We start from the raw sequence: 25,134 nt of genomic DNA, 5'->3' as shown, positions 1-25,134 counted from the left end.
GATGCGCTGATTTTATAACCATTACATTCATGAGGGATTATGACTACGGGATTTTATCTGTATCACCTGGATAAAACCACCTGCGGGGGACGGATCCTTTCCGGTGCGTCTGACGACACCTACGAAATCGGTGGCATAGAGCGGCAGCAGGTCAGGGAGGGCGACCCGGTGACTTGCGGTAAGCACGAGGGGCGCTTCCGGGTGTGCGGCGGCATGGGGGATTCCTATGAAGTGGGCGATGAACTGAAAGAGTGGGCAGGTTCACTGGACAGCTATAGTTCCTGCCCTTGCCGCGCCCGATTTATTCCGTCAGTTCAGACGCACACCTACGAGAGCGACTGCAACGCCGGACGGCTGGCCGAACGGTCTGAGAAGGCGAAAAAACAAGCCCAGCAGTCAGAGCCTGAACAGCGAGCGCAGGTCGCGAAGAAGAAACGGGATATCACGCTGACCATCGGCGTATTCTTTGATGGCACTGGCAACAATGCGAATAACAGCGGTGCCCGTCAGGCCGCCTGTTCCGGTGAACATTACGGAATGAATGATGCAGAATCTATGTCTGCGCTAGAGCAGTGTGTCCAGCTGAATCGCGGAGTCAGCGGTACTGCCGCCGGAAGCTATATCGGCTACTACAGTAACGTGCACTGGCTCTATACGCTTTATAACCCGGAAATAAAAACTGATACAGGGGCAGGACAGTACGCCATTTATATTGAAGGTATCGGTACGGAAGACGGGGCTGGCGACAGCACTTACGGAATGGGCACTGGCCGGGGCGATACCGGCGTAGTGAGTAAAACCGATAAAGCAGTCGCAGCATTGGCTGCCGGTATTCAGGGCTATTTAGACAGACACACAGATGCCCGGTTCTGCACCATCAAAGAGTTGCAATTTGATATTTTCGGCTTCAGCCGGGGAGCGGCGGCGGCGCGCCACTTTGCCAACCGGATATTCAGTCAGGACAGAGCCATTGTATCGGCGATTAAAGCCGGTCTGAATGGTATTGATTTTTCCGGTACGTCCGGGGGCAAAACCCGCTTTCTGGGGATATTTGATACCGTAGCCGCCATCGGGACACCGGTTAACGGCCTCAACCCGCACAGCGCCGATACCGGGGATGTCAATCTGGCGCTGCGTCCGGGCGTTGCTGATAAAGTATTCCATATCACTGCGCAGCACGAATGCCGCTTCAATTTCGCGCTGAATAGCGTGAAACCGGCGTGGCCGGAGCTGGCCCTTCCCGGGGTGCATTCTGACATAGGCGGCGGCTACAATCCCGATGAGCATGAATTATGTTTTCTTACCCGACCCGATTTTGAAACCGTTCCCCTTTCTACACCAGACACAGAAACGCGGATTTATCAACAGACCTGCGGGGAGCTTACAGCGATGGACGGTTACCCCGCGATAGCGCCACTGCTGAATGCGGTGGAAGTGAATGTCGATACCTGGCATGACGACAGACTGCCAGCAGATCGTTACGGATCGCTACAGAAACGCAGCGGCGCTGCGCTGGTTATCGATCGCCCGACGCGTAACGACTGGTCGAAGGTGGTGTTGCGAGTGATGCTCGATGCGGCGCAGGATGCCGGGGTGGAATTTTCCCCTATTTTACCTAAAGACGACAACCTGTCACTCCGGCCAGAACTGAACAGCCTGTGTGAAAAAGCAATCGTGATGGGCCGTGCCATAAGGAGTGGTAAGTCAGCCCCCGGCTTTACCACGCCGGAAATTCTGATGCTGGCCGAAAAATATATCCATTGCTCAGCCAACTGGAACAGCGTGGTGAGAGACGGTCGGGGAAGTATCAGCGGTGCAGTCAGACCAGCGAAGCTGGTAACATTTACCAACCGGCCAGACGAGCGCTGGCAGCGGACAGTTTATAATATGGATGGGAATAAAATATGGAAATAATTCGTGTGGCCTGGCTGTTTCCGTTGCTCATTCTGACGGCCTGTCAGGGGCAGTCGTTGCCCGGAAGTGACCCTCAAAACGATGAGCCAGTAGAGTGGACCTTTGATTTTTTCACACCTAAGGCGCTGCCCGCACTGGTGACGTACGCCGTTGTTCAGGATGCCGATGGCAAAGTTTATGAATTTAATACCCTGAACCGTACATCTGTTCTACCCGACGTTATCGGTGAGTGGAACGACAAAGACCGTGTGTCTGGTGGCTACTGGAATCACGTTAAACGACCTCCCAGACATATTATTTTTTGCTGGGACTCTATTATCGATAAAAAAGTGTATGAGACCGCACTGACAATCCCTAAACCCATACTGGAGAAAATGCTCAGGCCGAGTGATTACAGGAATTATCGGGGAAGAACTGCGTATTACGACAGAGTGCAAATTGGTCTGGCTCCGGAGGGAAAAGTCGCCGTCTGGTTGCAGGGGATTAGTTCTGAGCCAAATTATCGCGTCAAACCGTCAGTCCTTAAAACCGTTTCAGGGGACAAATTAGATATGTGCAAAGGAATAACGCGGTTTTCTAACGGCTATGAGTACGGAAAAGATACCGAGGAGTTTATCAAAGGGAAAAAGTATCCTTATGGTAGCTGGTAAGCTTGCTATTGAGCCCTGGGGGATCTTCCCAAGATCCTTTGGGACTTGGAGGTCAAGTTTAAGCCTTAACGTACAATAATTTCCAATACCCAAATTGACCCCAAACATATTGTTCCCACGCATCAAGGGCGCGGAGCAGAGAACCTGCTCTCGCAACTGGCCATTAAGCCCGGTCAATATGTTGCGGGGAATATGTATTTTACAACGACCCGATTCCATCAGGAAAAAAACGGCGCAACCTTTGTGGATATTGTTCGTGACGAAGCGCACGACGCTGGCCTGAAGATGCCTTTCAAAGGCGATATTGACCTCAATAAATTAGCCAGGCTCATTGAAGAAAAGGGCGCGGATAACATTGCCTATATCTGCCTGGCGGTCACCGTGAACCTGGCAGGCGGTCAGCCCGTTTCAATGGCAAATATGCGTGCGGTACATGAAATGACCCGTCAATATGGCATTAAGATTTTCTACGATGCGACACGCTGTGTTGAAAATGCCTATTTCATTAAAGAGCAGGAAGCAGGATACGAGAACACCAGCATCAAAGATATCGTTCATGAAATGTTCAGCTATGCCGATGGCTGCACCATGAGTGGCAAAAAAGACTGTCTGGTGAATATCGGCGGCTTCCTGTGCATGAACGATGACGAGATGTTCCAGGCCGCGAAAGAGCTGGTTGTGGTTTATGAGGGGATGCCGTCATATGGCGGATTGGCCGGTCGTGATATGGAAGCCATGGCTATCGGGTTGCGTGAAGCCATGCAGTATGAATACATTGAACATCGTGTGAAACAGGTGCGCTATCTGGGAGATAAGCTCCGTAATGCCGGTGTACCTATTGTCGAACCGACGGGTGGACATGCTGTATTTCTTGATGCCCGTCGTTTTTGCCCCCATCTGGCGCAGGATCAGTTTCCGGCACAGAGTCTGGCAGCCAGCATTTATATGGAAACCGGCGTGCGTAGCATGGAACGTGGCATCGTTTCCGCCGGGCGCAGTAAAGAAACGGGGGAAAACCACCGCCCCAAACTGGAGACAGTACGCCTGGCTATTCCACGTCGTGTTTACACCTACGCACACATGGATGTTGTTGCTGATGGCATCATTAAACTGTATCAACACAAAGACGATATTCGCGGTCTGAGGTTTGTTTATGAACCCAAACAGCTCCGTTTCTTTACTGCCCGATTTGATTATATTTAATACGATTCAGGTCCCCTGACAGGGGCCTGTTTTTTATAAACAGGATTTTATTTCGGACCTGCCTTAATGACAGGTCAGCTGTTAACAGTTTAGTATCCACATCATCAAGAATGACGCCAAAATGATAATAAAGAGTCAACAGGAGCATTTTTTCATGGATATTAATAAAACAACACCCGGTTTGCTCAGTGGAACAATGCTTATCATTGCCACCGTTATCGGTGGAGGAATGTTCTCTCTTCCTGTTGCTATGGCTGGCGTATGGTTTCCGGGAGCATCGGTTATTTTAATTGTTGTGGCGGTAATGATGCTGTTAACCGGTTTAATGCTGGTCGAGGTTAACCTCCATTATGGTGGTGGCGCGAGTTTTAACACCTTCACCAAGGACCTGTTAGGTCATAAATGGAATGGGGTCGTCGGTATTGCATTCGGGTTTGTATTATATATTTTAACTTATGCTTATATTTCTGGCTCCTCTGCCGTCCTGTCCCAGACAGTGGAAAAATATAGCGATTTTCATCTTCCGGCCCGGTTATCGGTGGTTATCGTTAGTCTGCTGGTCGGGGGCATCGCCTGGTACAGTTCGCTTTTAGTCGGTCGTATCACAACGGTGCTCATTATCGGTAAGTTTCTGGCGTTTTTTGCTACTTTTTCCGGTCTGGTATGGCATGTCGACGGGGCCAAACTGATCGACAGTCCCGCGCTGGCGCTGCCTGATACGCAATACCTGCCTTATGTCTTAATGACCCTGCCTTTCTGTATTATTTCTTACGGTTTCCACGGTAACGTACCTAGCCTGGTGAAGTTATATGGCACACAAGGCGTTAAGAATATCACGCGTTCGATTTTTATCGGCTCCGCTTTCGCACTGCTGCTTTATCTGTTCTGGTTAGCCGTCACAATGGGAAATATCCGTCGCGCCGACTTTCCACCCATTATTGCCAAAGGGGGAAATATTGACGTCTTCGTGGACGCCCTGAGTGGGTTATTTACCCATCAGTATATGGATATTATTCTCACCTTCTTTGGTAACTTTGCCGTAGCCAGTTCATTGTTAGCCGCGACGCTTGGACTTTTCGATTATATTGCCGATCTGTTTCGTTTCTCTGACGACCGTCCAGGCAGGTTAAAGACCGCACTGGTCACTTACTTGCCTCCTGCGGCCGTTTGTTTCTTCCTGCCTGATGGCTTTATACGCGCAATTGGCTATGCCGGGCTGGCATTTACCATCTGGAGTGTCATCCTTCCCCCTTTCCTGGTCAAAGCGGCCCGCAAGCGTTTTCCAACCGCAGCCTATACAGCGCCCTGTAATAACCTGGTTCTTAATCTGGTGATAGCCGCAGGCAGCCTCGTCTACCTGACGGTCATCCTTGATGTCTTGCGATGGCTACCTTCGTTTGGCTAAGTAAGACGTGCGGGAAACAGGCGCCTGGCCGGGCAAAGCCTTAGCCGATCATGGATGTCGAACAGGCGTGCGGGGGATCTTATTGTCATCCTGTACCGCGAACGCGGTCCGTTTAATCTGCTGCCCTTTGCCGGATGAGGGGTGACAAACTGCAACGAGAGGACGTTAACGCGATGTTTTTGACACTGCTCAGTCTTCAGCGACCACTCATCTCAGTTACCGTTTGGCGTAAGCTCAGGGTGAGGATGCTGAGAAAGCTCAGACTGCGTCGGCGGCTAAAGCGTAAACAGCGTCATCGACAGAATTGCGATAACAGATAGCAGGGTGAGTGCGTGACACTTTGCGGCTGTATAAACGACGTTGCACGGAATCTTGCCTGAATCTCCAGAAACTCATCTCTTCACCACCGCATCGACATGCCATGTCAGAGTCGTATGAACCAGGGGCTGTAACAAAAAATGCCCTCAGACAGAGCAATCCGAGGGCCAGAAAAGGTCAGGATAATGTCAATAGTTTCGCTGCCTTATTGTTATTTTTTACCTGTTCAGCGTAAAGGAAATTTTCGAGTTCATAAAAATTCATGGTTCTTAAGGAAGTGGGACTAATATCTTTACAGGGTAGGAGCCGGGTATCCCCCGCGTTATTGACAAATACGAGGTAAGGGTTTGTCCCTTGCATATCAATCACTGAATTCAATTTCCACATGATGTCCTCCTGGGTTCATGGATGTCATGAACGCAGGTAAAATTATGCGTCGTAACCCGACGACGCATTAAGGAATCAGTGCTACCTGATGCTATTGATGTCTCAAAAAAACAATAAAATTAAAAAATGTGACATACATCCATGCCATAAAAATTTAACAATATGAAGTTAATAATTTAGCGTAGTAAGTAATTAACATTCTAATGCACGGCTTGTCACTGAATCAGCGTTCTCAGACGCAATGTTAATTTAATGTGTCCTCTTCGCCAATTGTGGCTGTACTTTATCATCTGTTAACTTCCCTGGGCAGAATGCGTCTTACTCTGAAAGGATTTACCCGACCGAAAAAGGGTGATCGAAAAGCGCCTCCTGCTAAAAAATAAATATTAATGTAATCGCCTGAATAGGGCCAGCTTAACCCATCATTTAGCCCAGTTAACTTATCCTGGTAGATAAGATCGATGCGAAAGGTGTGACCTCAATTTGTTCGGCGCATATCACCATTTATTCGTTGCATCTGGTATGGTAGTGGGCGCATGTGTTGAGGCGGTAATTATTATGATCCAGGTTATGGCTGGGATCATATCAACGCACTTCTCATGCCACTCCTGAATGACTTATTTAATACATCCCATTAACTTTAATAATAACGAATGTTAACTATGTTGCTAAGTCAGAAAATTACACATCTATTCAACAGCAAAATAACCAGCAATTAATCGAGTCCAAATTATTAATTAACAGAGAGATTACAATGCCAAATAAATTACGCCGGGCTAACGCCACCGTTCCCCAATGGGATCGTCATAAACTGGTTCCGCGAATCGTGCATCTCGGATGTGGTGCCTTCCACCGTGCTCACCAGGCCGTTTATGCGGATATCCTTGCTGACGAACAGGGTAGCGACTGGGGCTATATCGAAGTCAATTTGATTGGGGGAGAACAGCAGATTGCCGACCTTAAGCGTCAGGACTTTCTTTATACCGTGGCGGAGATGTCCACGAATGCATGGACAGGAAGGGTTGTGGGCGTCGTCAGGCAAGCACTGCACGCGCAGGTTGATGGCATTGAAGCCGTACTTGACGCGATGTGTCAGCCACAGATCGCCATTGTGTCGTTAACCATCACCGAAAAAGGCTACTGCCATTCGCCAGCTAGCGGTGAATTGATGTTTGATCATCCCCTCATCCTGTCTGATTTACAGCAGCCCCATCAACCGCTTTCCGCACCCGGCATCATCGTCGAGGCGTTGGCCCGTCGCAGAGCGGCGGGACTGCCTGCATTCAGCGTAATGTCCTGCGATAACATTCCTGAAAATGGTCGGGTGATCAACAACGTGGTTTGCGCCTATGCCCGAAAAAGAGCGCCCGAACTGGCAAGCTGGATCGAACAGCACGTCACGTTTCCTTCCACTATGGTGGATCGTATTGTGCCCGCGGTGACACAGGAAAGTTTGCAAAAAATCGCGCAGGTGATCGGCGTTGAGGATCCGGTGGCGGTAGCCTGTGAGCCCTTCAGGCAGTGGGTAATAGAGGATAACTTTGTCGCAGGACGGCCGGCGTGGGAAAAGGCCGGGGCAGAATTAGTTAAGGACGTTGTGCCTTATGAAGAAATGAAGTTACGTATGCTGAACGGCAGTCATTCATTTCTGGCGTATTTGGGTTATCTGGCAGGCTATGAACATATTTGTGACTGTATGCAAGATCAACATTTTCGTCTTGCGGCCCGGACATTGATGCTGGAAGAACAGGCACCCACGCTAAACGTGCAGGGCGTTGATCTTGCCCGTTACGCTGACCTGCTGATTGAGCGCTATGATAATCACGCCCTGAAGCACCGCACCTGGCAGATTGCCATGGACGGTAGCCAAAAACTGCCTCAGCGCTGGCTTGACTCCGTTCGCTGGCATCTCAGGAACGAAAGTGATTTTGACCTGCTTGCCCTGGGAATTGCTGGTTGGATACGCTATGTCTCAGGTGTCGATGAGCAGGGAAAAGCCATTGACGTGAGCGATCCGCTCCTGCCGGTTTTAAAAGCGGCCGTAGAATCCAGTGCCGAAGGGGAGGCGAGAGTCAAAGCGTTGTTAAATCTGGACGCCATTTTTGGTGAGGCGCTGCCAAATAATGCGTACTTTGTGAAGCAGATAACCGCTGCCTATCTGCTTCTGCTGGATAAAGGGGCGAAAGGGGCGGTAGCCATGTCGGTTACGCAGCGTTGTTCAGGCTAAATTGCCCCTCTGCCAGGCAGGCCACGTTGAGTGGCTTGCCTGTGCGTCAAAGCGTGCTGTTCGGATCGGTAGATGTATCAGTTACTGCGCCAGTTTCTGGCTTGAGTTCACGGGTAAACCAGTTCACAACCTCATCGATCACGGCAGGCTGATACCAAACCAGGTCACCATGCTCTGCACCTTTTACGACGACGTAGTCTACCTTCTCGCCCGCCTTTTTAAGGGCATCAAATAACTGTGCACTTTGATGGGGCGATACCAGCGAATCGTTATCGCCGTGCATAATCAGGAAGGGCGGTTTAGGGTTAATTAAATGCCCCATCGGGCTGGCGTGACGTGCTTTAGTCGTATCGTCCATGATACTTGCGCCAGCAAAGTCACGGAAAGCCGCGCCATGCACCAGCAGCGCCTCGGTCACGGCGGGAGACTGATGAACCTTTTGAATGTCATCGGCGTACCCTTCGCCAATATTCAGGAGATCGGATATACCGTATAAGGTTGCGACCGCCTGGACATCAGAGGATTTATCGGTGAAATCGCCGCGATCGAATGACGTTTCCCCCTGGGTGGTGCCAAGCATCTGTGCCAGCCAACCGCCTGCCGAATCGCCTAAAACACCAATGCGTTCAGGGTCAATGCCGTAATCCTCGGCATGCTGTCGCAGGTAGCGGACCGCCGCTTTACCATCCACCACCGGCGCCGGGAAGGTATCAGGTACGACCCGATACTCTGCGGCCGCCACAACAAAACCGGACTCTGCCAGCGCCATACGCATCTGAATAAACTTATCGTGATCGGCACTGGTAAAACCGCCGCCCGGAAAATAAATGATAGCGGGCTTTAACGCCTGCGTCCGTGGCACCAGAAGCGACATATGCAGCTGCCTGACCGATCGCAGAGTGGTGACTTGTGAATAGACGACGCCGTTGAGGGAATCGATCTGGTTACGTACGGGTTTTACCTGAATCACCTTTGCGCCCTCACGGTAACCCGTCAGATCATGATGTTCTGTCGCCATTGCACCTCCCATCGTCATTATCGCTGCCAGTCCACCCATTAAAAAATTGTGGCATAGATTCATAATTATTCCCGGTTAAGTTAAGAGAAAAGCCAGGTGTTGCGAAATATAAAAGGCTGTTGACGCTGTCATTATCAGCCGTCAGACGGTAATGCAGAAATGGCAAGGATGAGTTGAGCGAGATTATAAAAGCAGGTGTTTTTGGGCGGCGGTTACTGTGTGATGTGGAAATGGCCAGATAGGGGGTATTTTCTGGCCGCACATGAATTAACGAATCACGATGGTAAGCAGGATAATGACGACCGCGATAGCAACTACCTGAATAAAAATCTGGTCGAGCGTAAATTTACGCATAGCGGCACCTCACTGCGTCAGAATTTGCCAAATACCCAGCACCATGACGGTGAGGCCGATTAAAAGAAAAATTAACGCAATCGCGTTTTCAGGTGAACGATTCATAAGGGGCTTCCTTGTCATCAGGATGACGATTAATCACAGCATTCAATGTGGAAAACTGATATCACGCGGTGAGGTCTTGTCCCGCTAATCCATAGCGAAATGCAGCTACCCTTAACCTCATATTTCAACGGCAGGCAGGATAATCTTTATCATGCGCGCGTCTGAACGGCTCTTTATCAATGTTCCATCAAAGGATGAGCATGTCTGGCTGACGATTTGCTGTAAATCACCTTCGTGTGCAAGGTTTGGCCTGAGGCTTACCAGCACGCTTTCCGCTAAAAATCTGCGACAGTAGCCGGTTTAGCCTTGTTACTGACGCAAGCATTGCTGCGACAGAAAGCAGGCGTTTTACAGCGATGGCACGTGCCAGTTGGGGGGAGGGAATAGCGCGTTTTTGAACAGTAACATGACCCTGGTCCTCATCGTCTTATGGATGGCTGACTGACCCGAAGGGCAATTATCGCCAGCTGAACTGATGCCGGCGTTTCCGGTAAGCAACACCGCCATGAAAGCGTTAGCTCATCGGGATAATCATACAGATGCCACGATGCCTGAATGAATCCGCGCTCAGTATAATCAGGATGCAGGTTGAGTAAAGGCAGGAACGGCGGGTGAGTGAGGATTGGTTTAGGTTACTCAGTTGTAATGTTAGCGAATCAGCAGCCTGTTATTTCCCAACGTCTTTTGCCGCATCGCGTGATTCAGGACCTACTCCCGCCATTGTCCATGCGCACTTGCGAAGGTGTGAAGCCCGTGACCTGCTTAAAACGATTACTGAAGTGGCTTAAGGAACTGAAACCATTATCCAGCGCTATCTGGGTTAACGGCAGCGAGGTTGATCGCACCATCTGTTGTGCGTTTTCCATGCGGCGTTGCATAACGTACTGATGCGGCGCAACGCCCAGCGACTGACGAAACATGCGGGCAAAATGGTATTCACTCAGGTTTGCCTGCGTGGCCAACGTATCAAGCGTCAGCGGCAACGCCAGATGCTCATCAATAAATGCCAACGTATTGCGCAAGACATAGGGCGCCAGTCCGCCGGTTACTGCCGGGAGCCGCCACTGCACGCTGGAATAATGCTGGATGAGGTGGGTTAACAGCAGGGTGCTGGCCGTGCTCAGCATTAACTGATTCGCAGGCTGTTGCCAGTCACAGCTGAGTAAGAACTGACGATACAAGGCGGTGATTTTAGGATCGCTGGAAAATATTTTCTCATCCAGCGTAATCGACAACGGATTGCGATCCCACACTTTCTCGCCGACCTCGCGTAAGTGTTCATCGGTGCAATAAAGATGCACAAAGGTGAGGTCATTACGCACATCCCAGCTGGATTCACTCTGCTGGGGCATCAGACAGAATTTATCAGGCCCGCCACCGTTGCGCCATCCGCTCGCCGTTTTGTGATAGCTCTCGTAACCATCCGCCACATAAAGGCTTAACGTGTGATGATTGCTGTTTACGGTGACCCGGTCTTGCTTGTTGTGCCATGCCGCCAATCTGATGCCGGAATTGAGCATGACCGATTCGCGCAGCACGGCCTTTTTTTGACGCAGCGTTTCAAACGTGTCGTAAACGCGAGACATAACTCTTTTCCGCCAGATGAACAGAGGCTCAGTCTAAGGCGAGTTCAGGCCGGTAGCCAGATTTGTTCCATTAAATGCGCAAGATTTTGCAAGTCACCCGCAAGGCCATGAAAGCCTCCGCCCGGAAAATCCGACACACTGTTTCCTCTCTCGCTCAAAGGAAAACGCATGAACGCATTACTTTACGCGGTGGTGGTGGCTATCTGGGGAACCACCTGGATCGCTATTTTTATGCAGCAGGGGCCGGTGGATGTCACCGTTTCTGTGTTCTGGCGTTTTGCTATCGCCAGCCTCTTACTCCTGTCACTGCTGAAGGTAGTGGGTCGTCTACGTGCCTTGTCACTTCGCGATCATCTGTTCTGCCTTCTACAGGGATGCTGTGTGTTTTGCTTTAATTTTTGGTGCTTCTACACGGCAGCGCGCTATATCAATACCGGTTTAGAATCCGTGATTTTTTCCATGGCGGTGCTCTATAACGCAGTCAATAGTTACCTCTTTTTCGGGCAGCGCCCCCAACCGCGTTTCTGGTTTGCCGTCACCCTGGGATTAACCGGCATGATCGTATTGTTTTGGCAAGATCTGGACGTCAGCGGCTGGAACAAAGGATTGTGGACAGGAATCGGCCTGTCGGCGCTTGGCACCTTTGGTTTTTCTTTGGGGAATATGATTAGCCTGCGGCACCAGCGCAGGCAACTGGAAACGATGACCACCAATGCCTGGGCCATGCTGTACGGTGCCATCGTGATGGGCGGCATCGCCTGGGCGCGTGGCGTGAATTTCTCGCCGCTGTGGACATTACATTATCTGAGTGCGCTGCTTTATCTGTCTGTATGCGGATCGGTCATTGCGTTTTGGGCTTATTTTACCCTGGTCAGACGCACGGGTGCCGCAAAAGCAGCCTACACAACGCTGATGTTTCCGCTGGTGGCACTCACCTTGTCAACAATGTATGAAGGTTACCAGTGGCAAAGTCACAACGTGGCCGGATTGCTGCTTATTTTAGGTGGTAACCTGGTGATGTTTGCCCGCCCGTTGCACTGGCTGAAACCGAGAACCGTGACGGATACGGTTTAGCCTGGCCTCAGACAGATCGCTTATTGAGCGCTTGACGGAACGCTCTGCGGTTGAAGCTGGTAAATCCATGCGGTGACGCTGTCACCGTTTTCACGGAACGTTTCAACCCTGATGCGATCATAACCTGCCTCAAACTCATCCAGCATTGGCCAGTGCAAGCTCAAGTTGTCAGAAGAGAAAAGAAACCCATTAACCCGCGGAGCCTGATCATCCACGACGATACCGGGAAAGCCCGTAGCGGCGCCTCGTCCTACAGGAAAGTAAAAACCGCTGACAAAACCAGTCTGCCATATACCGCCAATGCCCTCCAGGATATGCGCATTACTGCGGCCCGGACATAAGGTGCCGTAAACAAACAACGTTTCCATAGTCATCTCTGTCACAAAAAAGAGTCACTTTACTCTGACCGGATGTCCCTGTCATTATGGATAAACTGCTGGCTCCGCGCCTGCTTATTCTCACTGATAAGCCAGCCCGGAGCGTCATAAAACACTTCACGGCTGAACGCTCAGGGGCAACAGAACAAAAAGCGCGAATCAAACCCAAAAGTTTAACAAACCAGCCCTAATTATTTTAACCACAATTTAACGCATAGCGCTTATTTGGTATTTTTCAAGTTTCGGAACCGAAATATATCTGAAATTAACAGGTAAAGCTGCTTTGCGCTGTGCCGATAAGACTGTATTGCGATAACGAATCTTTTATTAAACATCCAGGGGTTTTTTTATGACTATTACACAGCGTTTAGTGCTGGCATTTTCGTTGCTGGCATTATCACTATGTGCGCTTGTTGCTGTTTCATTATCGGTAATATCTGGCTTCCAGTCTCGTTTTGAATATGTTCAGGTTAATGCGATACCCAGCATTAAAGATCTGAATAAATCCATTAGCGCAACTAACCAACTGGGTCTCGCATTATATCGCCACCAGTCAATGGCCGACAGTACAAAACAGGTGGCAGCCGAAGAAAAAATAAACGGCGTTCTTGATAATATCAAATCGTTAACTGATTATTATATGGCGAATGATATTTCCAGCGATGAAGATAAGGCCATGACGGTTCAGGCACTGCGTAATCTTGATGCCGTTCGTAGCGCTTTACCCGCATTTCTCGCGGCTTCACGTAGCCATAATAATGCGCTTTCTCTTGAACTGCTTCAGAGCGACAACGGCATTGGTGCCGCAGCGCGCAAAATGGAATCTGACTTCACTAAACAAATCGATCTGAACATTCAAATTGGTGATACGTTAAGGGCTGAAAATAATCATGTTTATTCTCAGACCATCTGGGCGATGACCAGCGCATCTGTACTGGTTATTTTATTACTCGGTATATTTTCAGTCAGCATTATTCTGGGTATTAAAAGAAGCCTGACCAGCATGAAAGATACGATGACAACGGTCAGCAGTAATCTTGATCTGACAAATTTAGCACCGGTACTAAGGAATGATGAAATTGGGCAGACAGCGATAGCGTTTAACGATCTGCTTAAACGTGTTTCCACCACGCTGTTGTCAGTCAATCATGCTGCGCAGTCCGTCAGTACGGGTTCCACACAAATCGCCGCAGGCAATGAAGATTTGTCATCGCGCACCGAGCAACAGGCGGCATCGCTGGAAGAAACGTCGGTGAGCATGGCGACGCTGAGCGATACCGTGCGTCAAAATGCGGAAGGTGCCGTACAGGCCAGCAACCTGGCGAATAATGCTAACACCATGTCTAAACAAAATGGTGGCGCAGTCAGTCAGATGCTGACAACCATGGGCGAAATTCGTGGCAGTTCTGCAAAAATCTCGGAAATTACCGGCCTGATCGAAGGCATTGCTTTCCAGACCAATATTCTGGCACTTAACGCCGCCGTGGAAGCTGCACGCGCCGGTGAGCATGGTCGCGGGTTTGCGGTTGTCGCCTCAGAAGTTCGTAATCTGGCACAACGTTCTTCCTCTGCGGCTCGCGAAATCAAAGAGCTTATTACCGCATCCGTTTCACAGGTAGAGCAGGGGCTGGAGCAGGCAACGAGCGTGGGCAGTAACTCAGATAATGTCAGCAATGCTATTCAGCAGGTTGCCGACTTAGTGAATGAAATTGCTGCCGCTACGGCCGAACAGAGTAAAGGCATTGAACAGGTCCATCTGGCTATCGGGCAGATGGATGAAGTGACGCAGCAAAACGCCTCTTTGGTCGAAGAAGCATCCTCAGCGTCTAAATCGTTGCAGGAGCAGGCAGAAACCCTGTCGAGACTGGTTTCTACTTTTAAAGTGAATGACAGTGTCGCGCATGCCCCTGCATCGATCAGCGCACCGGTGAGCCAGCCGTCACTCGCCTTGAAAAGGCCAGATTTAAAAGCAGTAAACGTAGATAAGGTCAACTGGGAAAGTTTTTAAGGCGTTATGTAAAAATCTGACCCGTTCAGGATCTTGTTGATTAGAGAAAGCGCTGTATTACTACAGCGCTTTTTTTATTAACCCAGTCGTCAGCGGAGGGTGCTGTCGGGCGCTATTTCGACGTGACTAAACCGGCCAGCCGCATAACAGTCAGATCGTCTGCTGAATGCCGGTTATCGGTTACTTAGTTACAGACAGCATCTCTGTTGCGCCTGGCGGGTGACAGATGAACATCACCCGTTTATCGATCCTCTTTCTTCCCGCTGACGGGACGCATTCAGAACCGCGTTTTTTCCCGTTCCATCACCAGACTGAGTGTGGCAGGCAGCAGCGTTAAGGTGACCAGCGTTCCGGTAACCAGACCGCCAATAATGGCGTACGCCATCGGCCCCCAGAACACCTGCTGAGAAATGGGCAACATACCGAATATCGCCGCACAGGCCGTCAGCAATATGGGACGGGCGCGATGGATAGCGGCACTGCGGATAGCCTCATTATGTGCCATGCCTGCCTGGGTGTTACTGTCCACCTCACTGATCATTATCACCGCGTTACGGATAATCATGCCGGCCAGCGCAATGATCCCCAGCAGCGCAACGAATCCCATTGGCGTTCCGCTCGGCAGCATGGCAATAACAATGCCGGGTAAGCCAAAAGGGGCCATCAACAGCGCCAGCAGCATTCTGGAAAAGCGTTTTAACTGCAACATCAACAGGATAAGCATAAAACACAGCGTCACAGGCAATACAGCAAAGACGGAGCTGTTTCCCTTGTTCGATTCTGCAACGGTACCGCCTTCTTCAATGTTATAGCCAGCAGGTAAGGATGCACGAAATGCATCCAGGGCGGGCCTTAACTGGTCTGATACCGTTTCAGCGCGTTGCGTGGGGGCAATATCGGTTTGCACCGTAATGTAAGGCAAGCGCTGACGCCGCCAGATAACCGGATCGTCAAGCTGCCATTTTAATGTCGCGACTTGCCCAAGGGGAATTTTCTGCCCGGAAGCCGTATTCAGCATCAGGCCGTTCAAAATGTCGGTATTTTGCCGCTCGCGATCGTCTCCCCTTAACACCACATCAATGAGCCGGTTATGGTCGCGGATGGTGGTTACTGTACTGCCAGACATCACAGTATTGAGCATCGAAGCTATGCTTTCCGAAGAGACACCGACCGCACGCGCTGCCGTTTGGTTCACATCAACCTTGATGACCCGTTCTGGCTCGCCTGCGGTCATGTTCACTTCACGTGTATCCGGCGAGCGTGAGATCTGGGCGGCCAGCGTTTCCGCGATGTGACGAACGTTACTGTAATCGGGACCGGTGACACGGTACTTGAGCGGCCAGCCAACTGGCGGGCCCAGCTCAAGGGGCGAGACGCGCGACGTCACATCACTAAAATCACGCGCCAGAATGCGTTCGAGCTTACGCCGCACTCTGTCTCGCGCTTCAAGGTTCTTCGCCACCACTACCAGCTGTGCCGTGTTTTCATTATCCAGCAAGACTTCCATCGGCAAATAAAAGCGCACGGCACCAGAACCGATATAGCTGGAGAAATGATCGATATCGCTATCGCGGCGCATCACGCTTTCTAGCTGCCCGGTGCGCCGCGCCGTTTCGGTCTGAGAGGCATTAGCCGGCAGCGTCAGGTTCACCAGTAGCTCTGGACGGTCGGACGCGGGGAAGAATTCGCCCTGCATCAGCGTCGTCCCGAACACACCCATTCCCAGCAGCAGCAGGGCGCTTATTACGGTTGCCCAGCGATAACGTAACGCCTGATCAAGCAGGCGATGATAAAGCCGTGCCATCCATCCCGGTTGTTTATGCCTTGCACCGGCACCTTCGGTCAGCAGCCAGGTTCCCGTAACGGGCGAAAACAGGATAGCGACCACCCAGGAACAGAGCAGGGAAATGAGGACGACCGCAAAGAGTGAGTAACAATATTCACCCGCACTGGACGCCGCAAATCCCACAGGAATAAATCCGGCAATCATCACCAGTGTGCCTGTTAGCATAGGAAAGGCAGTGGTTTTAAATGCATAGGTTGCCGCCTGCCATTTGCTGTCTCCGGCTTCAACGCGCGAAACCATGGTTTCCACCGTGATCATGGCATCATCCACCAGCAACCCGAGCGCAATAATCAACGCGCCCAGCGAAATACGTTGTAAGCCAATCCCTGCAAATGTCATCCCGACAAACGTCATGGCCAGCACCAGCGGAATCGCGGCCGCAACCACCAGCCCGGCACGAAAACCCAGCGAGAAGAATGATATCGCCAGCACAATAATGACCGCTTCCGCCAGCACCCGGACAAACCCACTGACAGCCGTTTTCACCACCGTGGATTGATCGGCGATCTTTATCATATTGATGCCATGAGGTAGCTGGCCGGCAATAACCGTCATCCGTTGATTGAGCGCCTGACCAAACCTGAGCATATTGCCCGCAGGGGACATGGAGACGGCAAGGCCAATCGCCGGTTCGCCGTTAACACGGAAGGTGGCAGACGGCGGCTGCGCAGGCTGGAGTGTGATTGTCGCGATACTCGACAGCGGGATAAAACGCTGCCCAATACGCAGGGTAACGGCCTTAAGGCTTTCCACCGTTGTCAGCGCACCACTGACGCGAAGCGCGATATTCTCTTTATCGGTGCGTATTTCCCCAGCAGGTGCCACTGCGTTCTGAGCGGTTAAGGCATCGCTCACCTGCTGAAGATTAAGGCCCATGCCGTCCAGTTGCCTGGGCGAAAAGGCGACAACGATCTGTTCTTCCTGTTCACCCAGTAGGGTGATTTTGCCCGTATCGGGCACATCCATCAGGCTACGACGAATCTCATCGACCTTATCACGCAGTTCACGCGGGCTAAATCCGTCGGCGGTAAAACCATAAATCGTGCCAAACGTATCACCAAATTCATCATTAACACTGGGGCCCTGAACCCCTTGCGGAAGGGACGGGGCAATATCCTGCATTTTTTTACGGATTTGATACCAGATAGTCGGCACCTGTGCCGGTGGCGTATCATCGCGCAGATTGACAAATATCACCGACTTCCCGGCGCGCGTTTCACTTTCAATAAAATCCAGCGAAGGTGTTTCCTGAAGTTTCTTTTCCAGCGTATCGGTGACCAGTTGCATGGTGTCCTCGACCGAAGCGCCAGGCCATTGGGCGGACACCACTGCGGTTTTAATGGTAAAGGCCGGATCTTCATTACGGGGCAGATCGATGTAACTGAGTACGCCGGTCGTCATCACCAACAGCATAAAGAAAATGACCAACTGCTGGTGAGCTAATGCCCAGGCGGACAGATTAAAGCCGTTCCGATTACTGTCCGACCTCATTTTTCACTCTCCTCAAGCTGAACGCGTTCACCCGGCAACAGCGTTTTTACACCTGCGGTAACCACGCGCTCACCGGGTTGAACCCCGGCACTGAGATAGATCTGCTGTGCGTCAAAGCGTGCCAGCGTAACGGGCCTGACCTGAATCTGTTGGTTTTGCGTGTTCACCACGAGTACGGCGGGGCGATCCCCGGCCCGCGTCAGTGCACTGGCTGGCAGGGCAATCACCTGGTCGGCTTTTCCAGAGAAAACGCCTAAAACGGTCGAACCCAGTGCCATCGCGGCGGGCGGATCGGTCAGCATAACGCGGAGCCGCCAGGTGCGTGTTTGCGAATCGGCCTGCGGGCTGATATCGCGAAAACGGCCCTCCGCCGTTACGGCGGGGTTTGATAACAGCGCAATCTTAACTGGCGTGCTCGTTGCACTTTCAGAGAGTGCAGGTTCGGCAAGGTCAAAAACGGCATCGCGATCGCCGTCAGCGGCCAGCGTCATCACCGTCTGGGCGGCACTGACGACCTGCCCGGGTTGAACATTCACCGCCGTAATCACGCCGGCCCCTGGCGCAGTAAGCTGTGTCCAGGCAAGATTATCGCGCGCGTTTTTAAGTGCGGCCTCACTGCTCTGGCGACGGGCGACTGCGGCCTGCCAGTCGCCTTGTGCGCTATCTAACTGCGCACGAGAAATGGCCCCGCCCGGCATAAGCAGTTGCATACGGCGGAGTGTGAGAGCGGCAACGTGTTCTGATGCGCGTGCGCTGTTGAGGTCGGCAGTGGCACTGCTGAGCTGATTTTGGGCGGCATTATTCTCTAACGTGGCAAGTACCTGGCCTGCGTTAACGTGCTGACCAATATCGGCGGCTCGGGCAATCACGCGGCCATCCAGCCGGAAGGCTAAGGCTATCTCCTCATGCGCCCGGATTTCGCCCGTCTGCGTCATCAGGCCCCCCGAGGAAAACGGCGGCACCGTTACGGTCCGAACAGGTCGTAGTGTTTCGCCCTGAGCAGGCTTTTCGTCTTTACAGCCTGCAAGCACCAGCATGCCCACCATCACGAACAGTGACGGTACAACATAATTAAAGATGGCAAGGTGACGCAGTGCCTGACGAGCAAAAGAAGGAAAAAAATCTGTCATAACCGGATTCCTTAAATGAGACAGGCTCATTTAACGTGGGTTATGTCCAGAAACCTTCTATGGATCATCAAGAAATGGTCAAGGTGAGCAAAAAAGGCCTGACCAGGTTGGCTGACAGGCAGACTCGCGCGGTATTTTACGCAGTCTGCATGGCGTCATGTAAGGGCAGGGTAATGGTAATGTGCAGTCCGCCCTCTGATGGCAGCCGTGCCTGGATACGACCGCCATGAGCCTCAATGATAGCTTTCGCAATGGACAGTCCCAGACCGCTGCCGCCGGAATGGCGGGCGCGTGAAGACTCTGCCCGGGTAAAACGGTCAAAAATAACGGCTAAAAACTGAGGTTCGACGCCCGGTCCATAGTCACGAAACTGCAGGGTGATTGCCGTGGCGGACGCCTGAGCATAAACGGAAATTCGTTTGCCTTCTGCAGCATAGCGCAACGCATTCTCCATCAAAATCGTCACGACCTGACCTAAGCGAGAAGCATCTCCCGTGTAAGGCAGCGATGCGGGCGACTGAACTTCTATTGCTACCTGCCCGGCCTCGGCCTGAAGCGCCAGCCAGGCGGTTCTCTCACGCAATAACTCAGCAAGGTTAAACCGGGTCAGACTCAGGCTGAGCTGACCTGCCTCTGCTAACGACAGTAAATGAAGCTCATCCGTCAGACGACTCAACTGCGTCAGCTGTTTCATGATCATGGAAAACTGCTGGGGTTCGGGTGCAAATACCCCGTCCACAATGCCTTGCAGACGTCCCATTGCGGCGGTCAAGGGAGAACGCAGTTCATGAGCAATCGCGACATGCGACGCTTTAAGTTCACGTTCGTAACGCACCAGTTGCTGTGTCATCAGGTTGAAGTCTTCTGTAAAACGCACTAACTCTTGCGGCGCGCCATCAACCTGACCGACCGAGGTGCCGAATTTACCCTGTGCCACATCCCGTGCCGCGTGTGCCAGTTGACTAAATTGTTTCGCCAGTGGCAGGGCAAAGCGCAATCCCATCACGACAAAAAAGGGAATAATCACCGCGACCAGCACCGCTACGGTAATCCAGTCCGCAGACGCGATAGAGGGATCGGAGAAGCCGACGCCCCACCACTGATCGACAATCTGATGGAAGCGAGCCGTATCGCGCTCCGGATGCACGCGCAGTCGAGAAAACTCTTCCCACAGCGCGGTTGGCATCCGGTAGTAAACCCAGAGCGTTTGCAGGGCAAACCTCAGCCACATACAGAACGCAATAAGAATGACGCTGCCTAAGCCGAGAATGAGTATACGAATGCAAATCCAGCGCCACATTGAGTCATGGGTTTTCTGCTTCATGGTTGTCTGAACCTGTAACCCACGCTGCGAACGGCGGGTAAAATTTCCGACATCCCTGCAGCTTCAAGTTTGCGACGCAGATTATACACATGCGTATCAACCACCCGCTCAAGGGCATCACTTTCTGGAAGGCAGTTCTCAAGTAAAAACAAACGGCTGAAAGGACGCGTGGGCGCGCGCATCAGGGTAACCAGAATGGAAAATTCCGTTGGCGTCAGATCGAGCCTGTGGACGCCATTAACCACGGCGGTAAGTGATTCAGGATCAACCTCCAGTCCCGCCCAGCAGAGCTTTTCATCTGGCACTTTCGCCTGCTGTGTGCGACGCAGTACAGCCTGAACACGTGCGACGACCTCTCCGGGATTATAGGGTTTGACGACATAGTCGTCAGCGCCATAACGCAATGCGCCAATCCTGTCGGGCGCTTCCCCCATCGCGGTTACCATGATGACAGGCGTATCACCGCTGCGCCGGATGGCAGACAAAACTTCGGTGCCATTCATCACCGGCAGCATAACATCCAGCAGAATCAGATCGGGTTGCCAGCGCTGGGCCTGTTCCAGACCGGTCATGCCGTTGCTGGCGATCGCCACGTCATAGCCATCTCGTTTCAGATAGGCTTCAAGTACGCCCGCTGCATCAGCGTCGTCTTCAATAATCAGCACGCGTTTCGTTTTCATTTGGGCCACCTTGACCGTTTCTCCATCGTTTCCTGGGCTTACGTTGACACGTTGTTTTTATACTCCAGCCTGGTCGCGACATCGTCGCCTTAGTGACACAACCTGATGAGATCAAGCAAAGTGATAATAACCGGAAAACATGCGCTTCACATGGTCAGTTTAATGCTGACGTTAAGTGTTCTGGCTAGAACCAAAGGAGGCAATTGCCTCCTTTGGCGCCCCTCGTCATCAGGCACGACAACGATCGTTCCATGAGTCTCTATAGATAATATTACCCTCCGTATACTTCCAGGTAATTGCCTCATAACGTAATTCGAGTGTTTCCAGATGGGTGCTGCTCATACCTGTAGGGGCAAGGTAAGGGGAAACTGTCGTGATTTTGACGTTTTCCAGGATGATATTGAAATATTCAGACTCAATGCCCGATTCCAGTATTCGGTACATCTTGATCGTTGCTTTTTTCAATGTGCGGCCTTCACAGACGGCGCGATACAAAATAGGTGTCGTTTGGTCAAATTCTTTCACTATCGTGATCGGACTATGAACGCGCGTTCCGGTAAGTTTTCCCCAGCTTGGGTCAACTGGAATAGTGACACCGTGAGAAAATGATTTTAACTCGATAGAACCCAGACGGAGTGGCATCATGCAACTACCGACTATCGGAGATCCGTTCTCATCTTCAAGCCATAAATGTGCGGGTGTAGACATATTATTTCCTTATAAATAAATTTACGATGATGCTAACGTTTGAACTTTACAATCTCACATATTGATAAAACAACCATCACAAATACAAAAAATACGGGGATAAGCCAGATTGGGCTGTCAGGAAAAAACAAACCCTGAACTAAAGCGAAAATTATTGTCAGCACTGCCGGGCCATAATACGAGATCAATGATCTGAATACCCGTCTGAAAAACCTTTTAATAAGATTCATCATGATTATCGAATCATCCTGGTGATGATAGCTGCAATACCATCATCCGATGCCCATTGTGCTTTAAACGCCTCAGCCCGCTCAAACAATGGCTCTATGAGGAAGTACATCATTTCTAGTTGTTGCATGTAGAGTGCAGAGTAATAGGCTGGGTATTGGACGTGTAGGCGATGGGCACTATCTGCCGCTTTCTGTACCACGCCGTATATCCCAATAGCCCCTACAACCTCGCCCGCTCTTCGCCCTGCCAGTGCACTGAGTTCAAGACTTAGATTCATGCCTGCTGCGACAAATGATGCTGTTGCCAGAGCAAACCCAGCGTTTGTGAGTGAACTGGCGGCAATATGGATATTAACAGCCATAAGCATTTGTTTGATGCGCTCCAGTTGATCGGGGGTTTTATATTTAAATATTTCTTCGAAATATATTTTAAACATGTCATACGCAACATTGCCATGTTGCAAAAGATAAATAACGCTGTTTTTGAATCGAATGTCTTCGGTCTTTTGTTTCTGGCAGACATCCTGATATTCATCAGTAAAACAGGATGTGTAATACAGTGCTCGCGTTGCACCTGCAGCGATCGTCTCAATCTGATTTGATACGGCTTTTCCTGCACCCGCTAATGCATGGTCGAGTTTTAAAGCAAGAATTTTATTAGCCTGAAAATAGCTGATAACTTCATTGCTGTAGTACATAACTGCTCCTTGCTTATTTCATTAAATCCTCTTGCTCATTTTTGTCCAGGGGAAAGCGTCCGATAAACAGTCGGCAGCGAAACGGAAAATAATTCGGCCAGATCGCTTATTGAGTACTCACCGCTTCCGTGCATCCTGCAAAGTTCTTTTTGCTGTTTATCTGACAACTTTGGCTGTTTTCCTCGCCGTTTCCCTTTTGCCCTGGCGATGGCCATACCTTCGCGTGCAGAAAAATGCGCACTGTATGGCCTGATTTTGATGAAGGCCAGCAACTGGAGTATTTGGTCGCTTACGTCAGATGAGCTGGCGCTCGCAACCAGCCGCCCCGGAATACTGGCGCAAATTTATTGTATCCTGCAGACGAGTTATTTTAAGGCCAAACATGCTTTCTTTCATTTTTTACCGAAGGATGTGAAAAGTGATTTCGATTTTGTGATTCAGCGTTAATTTCGTTAGGTATCACTCACCGACAAAATCATTACCGGTCATCAATATTACGCCCAGCGTAAGCTTACTACCGACTTCTTTGGGTACCATCAGTGGTCAGGCTCTGTTGGTCTACAGTTAGATGCCCGTGCAGCGCAGATTGTGCGTCGTGATATCACTCCTGGATTTGTTGCCACCGAACTTATCTGCTGGCTGAATGAGAAAACTGTCCGGCCAGGATATTCAACGCTTCAGAAAATCATCAGTAAAGCGCTGTCAACGGAACGTTAGCGCCTTTCCGCGATACAGAAACACAAAGTGCACTGAACTCACTCTTCTGCGCGGATGATCCAGAACGTTATAAAAGATGTCTTATCCAGCCTTTAGGCCAGATAAATCAGAACGTTATCATCGATGAGAAACTTCATCTGGACCAGGTTGTCTCCACGCTGGGGATGAAAGAAATTACTCAGGGTGCCCTGACCCGCAAATGCCGTATGGCAAGCCCGCAAAATTTTGGCGGCTTCCCGCTTACAATCCCTAATATGGATCAACATGCCCGTAGCGGATACAGTCAGTACAGTGCCAAGGGGGGTTACGGTACGGATACCAGCGTAAAATGGAGTCACCAGTTTGCGTCGGGATGGGGGACCAGTTTAATCGGCGACTATCGCTGGCTGGATAAAAATGCTGCGGACAGTCCTGTGATATTCCATCACAATGATGCCTCTCTGACGGCGGCGATATCCTATTTTTTCTGATAGCGTTTGGACCAACAGCATAAACCTGACTGCTACTGGTCCATCATATCCTGTGACGATTAACTAAACCGTTGAAACAGGAGAGTAACAGCATCAGCCTTTATGGCATGCCACACGTTCATAGCCTGTCGGCGATGTTTTTGAAGCGGCTTTGCGCTTTCTGCTATTGATTTTAGGCAGCCAGATTTTGAACTGTTCAGCCAGCAGTCTCGCCTGTTGTTCATCAACCGTACGGCAAATAAACAGCTTGCTCTTGGTTTGATGGGTCACATCGGTGGCGTAAATTTCATAGCTACTGCCGCGCTGATCGTACTCAATATCGGTGAAATGCATGTGTGGCCACAGGCCTGTTCTGACCTCAAACTTACTCAATTCCATATTTGTTACCGTTCTGTTATTACTATGATTAATGTCGTTATCCCTGGTCGGGCCAGTAACTGTAGAACAAATTAGGATTTGTGCCACCGCCGGACAAATTTTTTCCCTGACATCCCATTCTGTTGTATAAAATCAACGCATTATCCTCAAATGAAGACGGCTTTTAAGGAGAAGACGATGATTGTAAGAACGTGGCACGGATGCGTTCCGTTAAAACATGCAGAAGGGTTTGCCAGACATCTTCAAAGGACCGGCGTTGAACACGCCAGCGCGACATCGGGAAACAAAGCCGCATTCGTCTATCAGGAAACACAGGGAGAGTGGCAACACTTCTTTCTGGCGACGTACTGGGAGGATTTAACTGCGGTGAAAAATTTTGCCGGTGAGAACTACCACGTCGCAGTGACCTGGCCGGATGATGAACAGTTTGGGTTAATCTCTGATCCTTACGTTTTTCAGCATCAGGTGGACGAGATCGTGCCGCTGTAGATGCTTAAAATGGGCTCTATTCATGAAGAGGAAATGTGTTTGTCAGGGGCGAATACTGGCCCTTTGATATTATAAAATCCTTAACTTGATGGGCCCATTATCATCCTGTTTATGCGACAGACCTTTCCACGGCTAGCTGGATTTTCCTTCTGAATCCTGGATCAAAATGGCATATCAATAACGCCATCAGCGATGCCTTGTGCCAGTCCTTCACATTTATTTTGTAAAACGAAATGCAGGCAAATGGAGCCCAACTGGACTGTTGAAACGCTGGTCATTACCCATTTGATGGCATCAATACAGCCATAATAATAGTCACAACAGCCTTGCAATAACTGAGCATCACC

At 50.6% G+C, this 25,134-nt stretch carries 21 protein-coding genes and 2 pseudogenes; 10 read left to right on the top strand and 13 right to left on the bottom strand.

What is annotated here, in order from left to right:
• Positions 1–39: 39 nt before the first annotated feature.
• The 5 genes and pseudogenes from A6A26_RS00315 (at position 40) to A6A26_RS00290 (ending at position 8,104) form a co-directional block, all read left to right on the top strand.
• A complete protein-coding gene (locus A6A26_RS00315; RefSeq protein WP_063876931.1) occupies positions 40–1,914 on the top strand; it encodes a phospholipase effector Tle1 domain-containing protein in 1,875 nt (624 codons plus the stop codon).
• Entirely contained in the window at positions 1,905–2,564 is a 660-nt protein-coding gene (locus A6A26_RS00310; protein ID WP_063876930.1) for a DUF2931 family protein, read from the top strand. The genes A6A26_RS00315 and A6A26_RS00310 overlap by 10 nt, the downstream gene beginning before the upstream one ends.
• 102 nt (positions 2,565–2,666) lie before the next feature.
• Positions 2,667–3,767: pseudogene (locus A6A26_RS00305) on the top strand (tyrosine phenol-lyase); the annotation flags it as partial.
• 154 nt (positions 3,768–3,921) lie between these two features.
• A complete protein-coding gene (locus tag A6A26_RS00300) occupies positions 3,922–5,172 on the top strand; it encodes an aromatic amino acid transporter (RefSeq protein ID WP_063876929.1) in 1,251 nt (416 codons plus the stop codon).
• A gap of 1,459 nt (positions 5,173–6,631) precedes the next feature.
• Complete coding sequence (locus tag A6A26_RS00290) at positions 6,632–8,104, top strand: mannitol dehydrogenase family protein (protein WP_063876927.1); 1,473 nt, start codon at positions 6,632–6,634, stop codon at positions 8,102–8,104.
• Positions 8,105–8,150: 46 nt separating this feature from the next.
• Here the strand turns inward: A6A26_RS00290 and A6A26_RS00285 are convergent, their stop codons facing one another.
• The 4 genes from A6A26_RS00285 to A6A26_RS00280 all read right to left on the bottom strand — a co-directional run bounded on the left by A6A26_RS00285 (position 8,151) and on the right by A6A26_RS00280 (position 11,167).
• Complete coding sequence (locus A6A26_RS00285) at positions 8,151–9,185, bottom strand: alpha/beta hydrolase (RefSeq protein ID WP_063876926.1); 1,035 nt, start codon at positions 9,183–9,185, stop codon at positions 8,151–8,153.
• A 204-nt stretch (positions 9,186–9,389) separates the two neighbouring features.
• Positions 9,390–9,476 carry a magnesium transporter protection protein MgtU gene (gene mgtU / locus A6A26_RS26220; RefSeq protein WP_367303063.1) on the bottom strand — a complete coding sequence of 29 codons (87 nt, stop codon included), beginning with the start codon at positions 9,474–9,476 and terminating at the stop codon, positions 9,390–9,392.
• 9 nt (positions 9,477–9,485) lie between these two features.
• The gene (mgtR, locus tag A6A26_RS26215; RefSeq protein ID WP_156506611.1) at positions 9,486–9,581 is read right to left on the bottom strand and encodes a protein MgtR; all 96 of its coding nucleotides are present in this window, start codon (positions 9,579–9,581) and stop codon (positions 9,486–9,488) included.
• A 701-nt stretch (positions 9,582–10,282) separates the two neighbouring features.
• Positions 10,283–11,167, bottom strand: a complete 885-nt coding sequence (locus tag A6A26_RS00280) for a helix-turn-helix domain-containing protein (RefSeq protein ID WP_063876925.1) — start codon at positions 11,165–11,167, stop codon at positions 10,283–10,285.
• A 168-nt stretch (positions 11,168–11,335) separates the two neighbouring features.
• On the opposite strand from A6A26_RS00280, the gene A6A26_RS00275 reads away from it, so the two are divergent.
• Complete coding sequence (locus A6A26_RS00275) at positions 11,336–12,241, top strand: DMT family transporter (RefSeq protein WP_063876924.1); 906 nt, start codon at positions 11,336–11,338, stop codon at positions 12,239–12,241.
• Between the two features lie 20 nt (positions 12,242–12,261).
• Here the strand turns inward: A6A26_RS00275 and A6A26_RS00270 are convergent, their stop codons facing one another.
• Positions 12,262–12,609: a gamma-glutamylcyclotransferase family protein gene (locus A6A26_RS00270; protein ID WP_063876923.1), complete on the bottom strand. Its 348-nt coding sequence runs from the start codon at positions 12,607–12,609 to the stop codon at positions 12,262–12,264.
• A 358-nt stretch (positions 12,610–12,967) separates the two neighbouring features.
• Here A6A26_RS00270 and A6A26_RS00265 point away from each other — a divergent pair, with 358 nt between their 5' ends.
• Positions 12,968–14,626, top strand: a complete 1,659-nt coding sequence (locus A6A26_RS00265; protein WP_063876922.1) for a methyl-accepting chemotaxis protein — start codon at positions 12,968–12,970, stop codon at positions 14,624–14,626.
• 277 nt (positions 14,627–14,903) lie between these two features.
• On the opposite strand, the gene A6A26_RS00260 is transcribed toward A6A26_RS00265, so the two are convergent.
• The 7 genes and pseudogenes from A6A26_RS00260 to A6A26_RS24450 all read right to left on the bottom strand — a co-directional run.
• The gene (locus A6A26_RS00260; RefSeq protein WP_063876921.1) at positions 14,904–17,963 is read right to left on the bottom strand and encodes an efflux RND transporter permease subunit; all 3,060 of its coding nucleotides are present in this window, start codon (positions 17,961–17,963) and stop codon (positions 14,904–14,906) included.
• Entirely contained in the window at positions 17,960–19,093 is a 1,134-nt protein-coding gene (locus A6A26_RS00255) for an efflux RND transporter periplasmic adaptor subunit (protein ID WP_063876920.1), read from the bottom strand. Before A6A26_RS00255 ends, A6A26_RS00260 begins: the two co-directional genes overlap by 4 nt.
• A 136-nt stretch (positions 19,094–19,229) precedes the next feature.
• Positions 19,230–20,417 (bottom strand): sensor histidine kinase, encoded by a 1,188-nt coding sequence (locus tag A6A26_RS00250; protein WP_063876919.1) that lies wholly within the window; start codon positions 20,415–20,417, stop codon positions 19,230–19,232.
• The gene (locus A6A26_RS00245; RefSeq protein WP_063876918.1) at positions 20,414–21,097 is read right to left on the bottom strand and encodes a response regulator; all 684 of its coding nucleotides are present in this window, start codon (positions 21,095–21,097) and stop codon (positions 20,414–20,416) included. Before A6A26_RS00245 ends, A6A26_RS00250 begins: the two co-directional genes overlap by 4 nt.
• A gap of 228 nt (positions 21,098–21,325) precedes the next feature.
• Positions 21,326–21,805, bottom strand: a complete 480-nt coding sequence (locus A6A26_RS00240; RefSeq protein WP_063876917.1) for an Hcp family type VI secretion system effector — start codon at positions 21,803–21,805, stop codon at positions 21,326–21,328.
• Positions 21,806–22,040: 235 nt separating this feature from the next.
• A complete protein-coding gene (locus tag A6A26_RS00230; RefSeq protein ID WP_063876915.1) occupies positions 22,041–22,733 on the bottom strand; it encodes a hypothetical protein in 693 nt (230 codons plus the stop codon).
• Between the two features lie 35 nt (positions 22,734–22,768).
• Positions 22,769–22,957 (bottom strand): annotated as a pseudogene (locus A6A26_RS24450) (helix-turn-helix domain-containing protein); the annotation flags it as partial.
• Positions 22,958–23,207: 250 nt separating this feature from the next.
• On the opposite strand from A6A26_RS24450, the gene A6A26_RS26210 reads away from it, so the two are divergent.
• Positions 23,208–23,450, top strand: a complete 243-nt coding sequence (locus tag A6A26_RS26210; protein WP_082875118.1) for a DUF4158 domain-containing protein — start codon at positions 23,208–23,210, stop codon at positions 23,448–23,450.
• A gap of 164 nt (positions 23,451–23,614) precedes the next feature.
• Positions 23,615–23,920, top strand: coding sequence for a MipA/OmpV family protein (locus A6A26_RS00220; RefSeq protein ID WP_063876913.1), 306 nt, complete (start codon positions 23,615–23,617; stop codon positions 23,918–23,920).
• Positions 23,921–24,013: 93 nt separating this feature from the next.
• Here A6A26_RS00220 and A6A26_RS00215 read toward each other — a convergent pair whose 3' ends face one another.
• Positions 24,014–24,298: a hypothetical protein gene (locus tag A6A26_RS00215; RefSeq protein WP_063876912.1), complete on the bottom strand. Its 285-nt coding sequence runs from the start codon at positions 24,296–24,298 to the stop codon at positions 24,014–24,016.
• A gap of 177 nt (positions 24,299–24,475) precedes the next feature.
• Here A6A26_RS00215 and A6A26_RS00210 point away from each other — a divergent pair, with 177 nt between their 5' ends.
• Entirely contained in the window at positions 24,476–24,787 is a 312-nt protein-coding gene (locus tag A6A26_RS00210; RefSeq protein ID WP_063876911.1) for a hypothetical protein, read from the top strand.
• The last annotated feature ends 347 nt before the right edge of the window (positions 24,788–25,134 follow it).

The organism is Pantoea sp. OXWO6B1 (assembly GCF_001641135.1).
Taxonomy (GTDB): domain Bacteria; phylum Pseudomonadota; class Gammaproteobacteria; order Enterobacterales; family Enterobacteriaceae; genus Pantoea; species Pantoea allii.
Note: the sequence above shows the minus strand (reverse complement) of the source record. Positions and strands in the feature narration are given on the sequence as shown.

Coding starts and splice junctions, on each gene's coding strand:
- A6A26_RS00315 (WP_063876931.1), top strand. CDS start 40: ATGACTACGGGATTTTATCTGTATCACCTGGATAAAACCACCTGCGGG.
- A6A26_RS00310 (WP_063876930.1), top strand. CDS start 1,905: ATGGAAATAATTCGTGTGGCCTGGCTGTTTCCGTTGCTCATTCTGACG.
- A6A26_RS00300 (WP_063876929.1), top strand. CDS start 3,922: ATGGATATTAATAAAACAACACCCGGTTTGCTCAGTGGAACAATGCTT.
- A6A26_RS00290 (WP_063876927.1), top strand. CDS start 6,632: ATGCCAAATAAATTACGCCGGGCTAACGCCACCGTTCCCCAATGGGAT.
- A6A26_RS00285 (WP_063876926.1), bottom strand. CDS start 9,185: ATGAATCTATGCCACAATTTTTTAATGGGTGGACTGGCAGCGATAATG.
- mgtU (WP_367303063.1), bottom strand. CDS start 9,476: ATGCGTAAATTTACGCTCGACCAGATTTTTATTCAGGTAGTTGCTATC.
- mgtR (WP_156506611.1), bottom strand. CDS start 9,581: ATGAATCGTTCACCTGAAAACGCGATTGCGTTAATTTTTCTTTTAATC.
- A6A26_RS00280 (WP_063876925.1), bottom strand. CDS start 11,167: ATGTCTCGCGTTTACGACACGTTTGAAACGCTGCGTCAAAAAAAGGCC.
- A6A26_RS00275 (WP_063876924.1), top strand. CDS start 11,336: ATGAACGCATTACTTTACGCGGTGGTGGTGGCTATCTGGGGAACCACC.
- A6A26_RS00270 (WP_063876923.1), bottom strand. CDS start 12,609: ATGGAAACGTTGTTTGTTTACGGCACCTTATGTCCGGGCCGCAGTAAT.
- A6A26_RS00265 (WP_063876922.1), top strand. CDS start 12,968: ATGACTATTACACAGCGTTTAGTGCTGGCATTTTCGTTGCTGGCATTA.
- A6A26_RS00260 (WP_063876921.1), bottom strand. CDS start 17,963: ATGAGGTCGGACAGTAATCGGAACGGCTTTAATCTGTCCGCCTGGGCA.
- A6A26_RS00255 (WP_063876920.1), bottom strand. CDS start 19,093: ATGACAGATTTTTTTCCTTCTTTTGCTCGTCAGGCACTGCGTCACCTT.
- A6A26_RS00250 (WP_063876919.1), bottom strand. CDS start 20,417: ATGAAGCAGAAAACCCATGACTCAATGTGGCGCTGGATTTGCATTCGT.
- A6A26_RS00245 (WP_063876918.1), bottom strand. CDS start 21,097: ATGAAAACGAAACGCGTGCTGATTATTGAAGACGACGCTGATGCAGCG.
- A6A26_RS00240 (WP_063876917.1), bottom strand. CDS start 21,805: ATGTCTACACCCGCACATTTATGGCTTGAAGATGAGAACGGATCTCCG.
- A6A26_RS00230 (WP_063876915.1), bottom strand. CDS start 22,733: ATGTACTACAGCAATGAAGTTATCAGCTATTTTCAGGCTAATAAAATT.
- A6A26_RS00220 (WP_063876913.1), top strand. CDS start 23,615: ATGAAAGAAATTACTCAGGGTGCCCTGACCCGCAAATGCCGTATGGCA.
- A6A26_RS00215 (WP_063876912.1), bottom strand. CDS start 24,298: ATGGAATTGAGTAAGTTTGAGGTCAGAACAGGCCTGTGGCCACACATG.
- A6A26_RS00210 (WP_063876911.1), top strand. CDS start 24,476: ATGATTGTAAGAACGTGGCACGGATGCGTTCCGTTAAAACATGCAGAA.